This is a genomic window from Elusimicrobiaceae bacterium (assembly GCA_028700325.1).
Classification (GTDB): Bacteria; Elusimicrobiota; Elusimicrobia; order Elusimicrobiales; family Elusimicrobiaceae; genus JAQVSV01.
On record JAQVSV010000010.1, the window covers coordinates 41,885 to 48,746 of the forward strand.

General features: G+C 55.9%; 5 protein-coding genes. All 5 read right to left on the reverse strand.

Translation table 11 applies throughout. The features are described 5' to 3' along the window. The gene (locus tag PHW69_02590; protein ID MDD4004074.1) at window positions 1-189 is read right to left on the reverse strand and encodes a class III signal peptide-containing protein; all 189 of its coding nucleotides are present in this window, start codon (window positions 187-189) and stop codon (window positions 1-3) included. Window positions 190-458: 269 nt separating this feature from the next. Continuing rightward, window positions 459-1,439 (reverse strand): hypothetical protein, encoded by a 981-nt coding sequence (locus PHW69_02595; protein ID MDD4004075.1) that lies wholly within the window; start codon window positions 1,437-1,439, stop codon window positions 459-461. Further along, on the reverse strand, window positions 1,439-4,714 hold the full coding sequence (locus PHW69_02600; protein ID MDD4004076.1) for a hypothetical protein: 3,276 nt from the start codon (window positions 4,712-4,714) through the stop codon (window positions 1,439-1,441). The genes PHW69_02595 and PHW69_02600 overlap by 1 nt, the downstream gene beginning before the upstream one ends. Before the next feature lie 136 nt (window positions 4,715-4,850). Further along, on the reverse strand, window positions 4,851-6,347 hold the full coding sequence (locus PHW69_02605) for a sensor domain-containing diguanylate cyclase (GenBank protein MDD4004077.1): 1,497 nt from the start codon (window positions 6,345-6,347) through the stop codon (window positions 4,851-4,853). Window positions 6,348-6,349: 2 nt separating this feature from the next. Then, on the reverse strand, window positions 6,350-6,862 hold a 513-nt coding region (locus PHW69_02610), incomplete at its 5' end, for a hypothetical protein (protein ID MDD4004078.1).

The following is a 6,862-nucleotide window of genomic DNA, read 5'->3' on the forward strand; positions in this document are numbered from 1 at the left end:
CTAATTGGTGCTCAGCGTACCGATCGCGCCGGTAATTTTGGTCATTACCTCATTTGCGGCGGCCGGCAACTTGTTCTTAAGCGCGATGCCGACTACCAGCGCAACACCGACGATAGCCGCCAGAATCAGCAAATACTCGACCGTATTCTGACCGCGTTTTCCTTTGATTAACGATTTAAGCTTTTTCATAAGTCACTTCCTCCGTAGCCTGCATATCTTCCTTATAGTCTTGCTATATATACATACTACGCCGGTTTGCGCCGCTACACCGGCTCCGAATACTGCCGTACAATCAATCTGGCACCAGCCGGAAATACCGAATTCTTCAGGCCGCTGCCGACAATTCTGTAAATAAGCGCAAAAATCACTACAAGCGTCACCATGGCTAATAGATATTCTACGATAGCCTGGCCTTTTCTGCCTACTGCGAATCTTCTAAAAAATCTAATCATATTACATTAGAACACAAACCTTAACCCCAACTGGTTCACCGTACCCAGCGCCCCGAACGGAGTGAACGCATAATCAATCCCCACGCCGTAGCCAAGCAGCTGGCTGGTATAAACACCTACACCGAACGACAGTTTCGAAGTTTTCGACAGGTTAAACCGATCCAGAAAACTGCTGTCGTAATTCTTGCCGTGGTCATCCGAGTCATAATAGCCGAAGCGAAAACTCAGCCGGCCGACTTCGGTAGTTTCTTCCGGGATCAGTATTTCGACACCCAGCCCCGGCCGCACACGGTTGTCGGACGGGTTTTCCAGCTCGCCGGAAACCGTCAGATAAGAACCCAGGCTCAAAGCCGCGCCGACGCGGGAAACCTGCACGACCTCGTCCTTATTGCCCATATTCATCATCGCGCCGCCCAAGTGCAGCAGATTGCCGAAATGCAGCTGCGCGCCGACATCAAAAACCATATTGGCGTATTCGGTGCCGGCATTATCCTCCGACACGCGCTTTAAGGACGCGCCCACCGAAAAAGATTCCACGAAAAACGACCGCGCCAGCGTCAGCGTAATGAAATCATTGCGGACGGTAACCTCATCGTTCGGCTGGGGGATATTGTTCACGTCGCGCGCGTCGAACCCGTCCACCGTCATATATGCGGCGTTGACCCCGATCACCGTCTGCCCGACAGGGTGCACATAGCCGAAATAATAGCCGCCATAATCCTGCACCCATTTAAGGTATGTGAAATACATTTCCCGCTGCTTGGTCATCCCCACGCCCGCGGGGTTCCACACCAGCGCGTCCGGCCCTTCGGCCAGCGCCGCATATGCGTGGCCAAGAGCCTGAGCCTTCGGCGACCCGATCCCCAGTTTCATAAACGAACCCGCCTGCGTGCCGGCGCTGCTGCTTATCGCAAACACCGCTTGAGCCGGATACAGGCCCGCGCCTATTATAAGGATTGCAGCTGTCTTTAAAATGGATCTTTTCATTATGGCACCAGTATTTTCTTCACAGTCTGGCATACCTGCCTGTTGCCCTGTGCGCTCTTGAGTTCCATCACCGCAAAATACACGCCGCGCGCCACTGTCCTGCCGCTTGAATTCTCGCGCCTCCACACGGCTTCCAGATTGGGATAATTGGAACCCGGCACCTGATAACCCCAGTCATATTCGTAAATCAGATCGCCCGGCAGATTATATATCTTGTACGAAAAGTATCCCGGCGTAGGAACTTTCGTTATTCTGAAAGTGCCTGAGCTTTGCCGCAGCGGATTAGGATAAAAACTGGTCGTGTTGGCGAATGAAGTGCAGGGATCGGGATCCTCGCCTTCCGAAACCGCGATCACGTTCGGCGTGATATATGCGTTGAGGTCGGCCAGCGCCGATTTGTTGCTGATTTCGCCGGTGACGGAATCTATAAGCGCGGTGTCGGTGGAAGACACTATGCGGAATACATACAGTCCGTCGGGAACGGGGGTGAGCGTGCGGTCCGTACCGTCCCATAATTCAGTTATGGAAGTAAAGGGCGGACGCACTCCAACCACCGCTTTGACCAGCGATTTCGCCAGCACCGGGCTCGGATTGCCGTTATAGTCCAGCGTGGTGCCGGGCTTGAAAATCTGAACCGCGACTTTCATGGGAACCGATATCTGGTAACTGACGATGCCGTACCCCTGCGCCTCGCTGATGTCGCTTATTGCCAGATCGTATATCTTGAACGGATCCATATCTATCGTTTCATACCAGGTGGTGGGAGTCTGCAAAGACGGATCCGGATAATTGTACGCAATCAGCTGGATCGTGTAGGCGTCGGCGTACAGATAATTGCCGTAATCGTCGCGCCCGTCCCAATAGACGGTATTGACTATGTCCGGCGAATAAACCGCGCCGGACTGGATATTGCGGCACACGTTGTTTTTGTAAACCGGAGCCTGGCACAGCGTGGGATTGATCGCCTGAATAGTCACCGAAGCAAGACGCGGAACCGTGAAATTTATCTCGTAAGGCGGCAAAGTCACCGTTTCGCTGGAAGACGCCATTGAGGGAATCGTGGGGATTATTTCAACGGCGTTAAAGTAAACCGGCCCGCGCGAAACGGTAAGCGTGCCCACGATGCGATCCGTCGGATATATCAGCGACTCAACCTGCCCAGTCGAATAGTTTTTCATCGTGGAGGAGCTGTAGCCGACAATCGTGTAGACATATTCTCCGTCGGCCGCCATGGTATCGTTGTAAATGCCGTCCCATGACACCACGGTCTGCACCCGGCCGGGCCGCACCCCGGTAAACGTGATTATCGGGCTGGAACTCACCGCAGGCGGCCACACACTGGTGCCGATTACCGTGCCCGGCTCGTAGATGGACACGGTCACATACATGCTCTGCGACGGCGAATACGCGATCTGCGCGTAATCGCTGGAGCCGTTGGGCAGGGATGTCACGGCCACATCCGTTATTCGGAACAGGTCCACCGCAAACATCGTCATCTTGCGCGTGACGCGCGACGGAAACAGGTGATCCTGCGCCGACACTTCCATCATATACACCCCGGACGACACATAATAGCCGTTGTCGTCACGCCCGTCCCAGACTTCGGTATTGGTGCCCTCGGAAGAGGCCGCCCGCGCTTCGCTGCTGATGATCGTGCGGACCTGGGTGTTGCCGTCGGCCGTCATTACCCGCACGGAAACCAGCGCGGAGCGCGACAGCAGATAGGTGATGAAAAACGGATTCAAGCCGCTGACCGTGGGACTGGAACCGATCGAGGTGTTGTCAACCGACGGGCCGGTGATGCCCACATAGCCTCTGGAAATAGTGATGACCCGCTGGTAAAATTTCTGGGTATACACTTTCCCGCCGGACCCGTCCGGTATCTCCGCCCATTGCACGACAAGATAATTGCCGTCGTCAACGGCGTTGCCTGCGTCGTCACGCCCGTCCCAGTAGGTATATGAATAGGTTCTTCCGGTCTGCACTTCGGAAAAACTGCGGATCGGAGAGGCCGCGGTTCCTGAAGCGACCAGAACGGTGGGCCCGCCGGTGCCGGTGTTGTTTACGTTGGTAAGCTGGCAGTCGGGGTTATAAATCCTCGTATAAACCGTGGCGGATTCGGTGAGCACGTATTTGATGTATGCCTGTGAAGTGGAAAGCGATTCCAGCGCAGAAACCGCAAAATCCGTCATCTGCAGGGGATCAATGGAAATCTGGCGGTGGGCGCGATACGCGTCGTCCCGGCCCCATTCGTCGTTGGCGTGCGCGTCTATCTGCAGGATGTAGTTGCCCGCCGGGAGCAGCTTGCCTTCGTAATCGCGGCCGTCCCACGCGTCGCCGTTCTGAAGCGTGCCGTCGGGCGTGCCCTCGCCGATTTTCGCCTGTTCGTAAGCGACAACGCGCTTGAGCGTCATCGTGCCCGACTCGGACGGTTCAAAAACGCCGATATTGACATACCCGTCCTTGCTCAGCCGGTAGACTATGTTATATGGCGCGGCTGCGACGGGCGTGGTGGAACCTACAACCGTCGGGGTCGTCTGCACGCAGTGGATGTCCATCACGTCAACCTGAATCGGAATCTGATCCTTGCCGGGATACGCGCTCGTCTGCTCGATCGCGATATTGGCGTCGTCCGTGACATAGTTGGTTTTAACCGTGGCGCGAAAACCGTAAAGCCCGTTAGTGCGGCCGAACTCGCCGTCAATGTTATAACTGGCGTCCCACGAAGTGCAGTAAGTCCCTATTGGATGGTCGGAAGAACTGGAGGGACAGACGCCAATGTCATAATTGAAATAGGTCCGCAATGACGGCGCGGAACCGCTGTCGAGCGGATTTATTCCGTCGGCGTACTTGAATACCTCGAAATACATTTCGTCAATGCCGAACTCCAGCTCGCTGGTGCATTTGATGGACGCGCACAGAGTCAAACAAGAGCCGGGATAATCTCTGTGCGCCACTGCGGTTTCATAGACCGAGTTCCCCGTGGCATCATAGTGAGTATACGAACCCTGCATCTGGTTATATTCGATAAGCGCCGACCAGGTCCAGGGGTTGTCGTTTCCGTTCGGCACCATCATCGAACGCGAAGTCGAGGCCAATGTCGTTGTACTGTCAGGACATTTAAAGTCACCCGCAACAAGTTGGCCGTCATTGGGATAATAGACATCCATCCAACTCACATAAACCTGCTGCGCGAAAATATTGGGCCCGGCAAAAAGCAAAAACGCGACGACAGCCGCGCGTAATATATTAATATAAAATATCTCGCTACTCATTTTTTTTATCATAAGCTTATAGTGATATATCCAAAACGCTTTCTCAATTCTATATGATATGACCCGGGCAGTCAATACCAAAAAGCGCGGAAAAGCACCCGCCCGGAAAACCCGGACAAAGCGCCCGGAACCCGGCTCAAAGCTCGTCTTTCACATCGCTGTACAGAACGTAGCCTCCGCGCCCGTGGCTTTTCACCCAGTAAAGCGCGTCATCCGCTTTTTTCAGCAGTTCGTCACCTGAAGCCGCGTCGCCCGGATAGGTGCTGATCCCCTGGCTGATGGTGACGCCGATATCGCCTTCCTTCGAAAACGGCACGGGTATGCGGATTTCGCGCACTTCCTCATCCAGCCGGCGGGCGATGGCTTTGGCCTCCGTAGCCGTGGCCTGCGGCAGCATGATCTGGATTTCATCGCCCCCGTAACGGCCGGGAAAGTCAATTTTGCGCAGGTTCGACAGGATCACCCGGCTCACCTCCTTCAGAACCTTGTCGCCGACCTGATGGCCGTAGGTGTCGTTCACGTCCTTGAAAAAATCTATGTCAATCCAGATGATCGCCATCGGCTGGCTGAACCGTTCCGCGCGATACATTTCATCCTGAAACCGCTGGTTGAAATAACGGCGCAGGGGCAGGCCGGTCAAATCATCGTACTGCGACAGGTCCTGCACTTCCTCAAACAGCATGGCGTTGTCAATAGCCAGCCCGATCTGTCCGGCGAACGAACTGAGCGACACGATATCGTCTGGCTCGATGCGCTGCTGCGAAACCAGATTGTCCACCACCAGCAGCCCCACCCGTTTGCCCTGAACCGTGAGCGGCAGGTGCAGCACGGTGTCGCGGTATTTGTCCACCACGGTCGAATCGGGCCCCAGCACGATGTCCGCGAAGCGGTGCGTGCCCGGCAGCAGCGGAATTTCCTCGTGCGAAAGGCTGCGCACCTGCCCGTGTATGTCGGTGCTGAGTTCCCCTTTGAGCTTCTGGTCCTTGCTGTTCACCAGATACAGCCGTACCCGGTCAAACCCGAAATATTTCTGGATGCCCTGCAGAATGAACTTCATGTTCTCGCCCGACCGCATCGTCGAGGCGAACACCGCGTTGAGATTGGTCAGAGCCGTCAGCCGCCGCACCTGGCTGCGGTGCATATAATCAAGCTCCGCGAGCATAAGGCTGTGCGCCAGCTCCTCGGCCAGCCCGCGCGCCAGTTCCTTCTCGCGCGTGGAAAACGCCCACGACTTTTTCAGCCGCTCCAGCCGCAGCGCCGCGTAACGCATCGTGCGCTGTTTGCCGCCGGCGGCGTACTGATCGGCCTGCTGCCAGCGCAGCGGCACATACATCGCCGGATAATTCAGGTCCTGCGACACATGCACTCCGCCCAGCGTCAGCACCGAAAGCAGCGGCGCGTTGTCGGGCACATAAATGTCTTCCTCCAGCTCCATGCTGTGCCCGTCGCGCCAGACCATGCCGAGCGACAGCACCGAGCTTTTCGGTTCCCATTCGAAATAAAAAACCTGGTCGAGCTTCATGTACCGCGCTATTATGTCCAGCCCCAGAGACAGCAGCTCGCCCGGGCTGTCAACCGGATGGTTCAGCTCTTTGTAAAACTCGTAAAGCACCTGGGTGGACTGTTCAAGCATGGCTACCCGCCGTAAAGCGAAATGAGATAATCCATCTCCTTGGAAACGCGCTCCATCTTCTCCTGCATCATTTTATGGGAGTAGCGCCCCTGCGCTATCTTGTGGCACAGCGAATTCAGCGCGCCGTCCACGATTTCAAGGTAAGTGCCCGTAACGCTGAACGCCGGCACGGTGCCCGCGTCGCCCACGATAGCCGAGTAGGTCCGGATACGCTCGGGCGAGGAAAAGATAAACTGCTCGAACGCAGTCATGCTGCAGGGAAACGCGCTGACCATGCGGGAATAATCCATCGCGGCCTCGTTTTCGCAAAGCAGGCTGATGATCTCGGCGCTCCGGCGAACCTGCGGCGAGCGGCTGAGCACCGCAAGGTTATAGCTGGACAGAAAACTGTGCGATCCGAAAATACCGCCCGGAATGGACACCGTTTTGAGCGGAAACGGCTCCGTTCCGTCGGCCATGAAAACCGCGTCGCCCTTGCGCCGCGAAATGCACAGGCTGGCGCGCCCGTCAAGCAT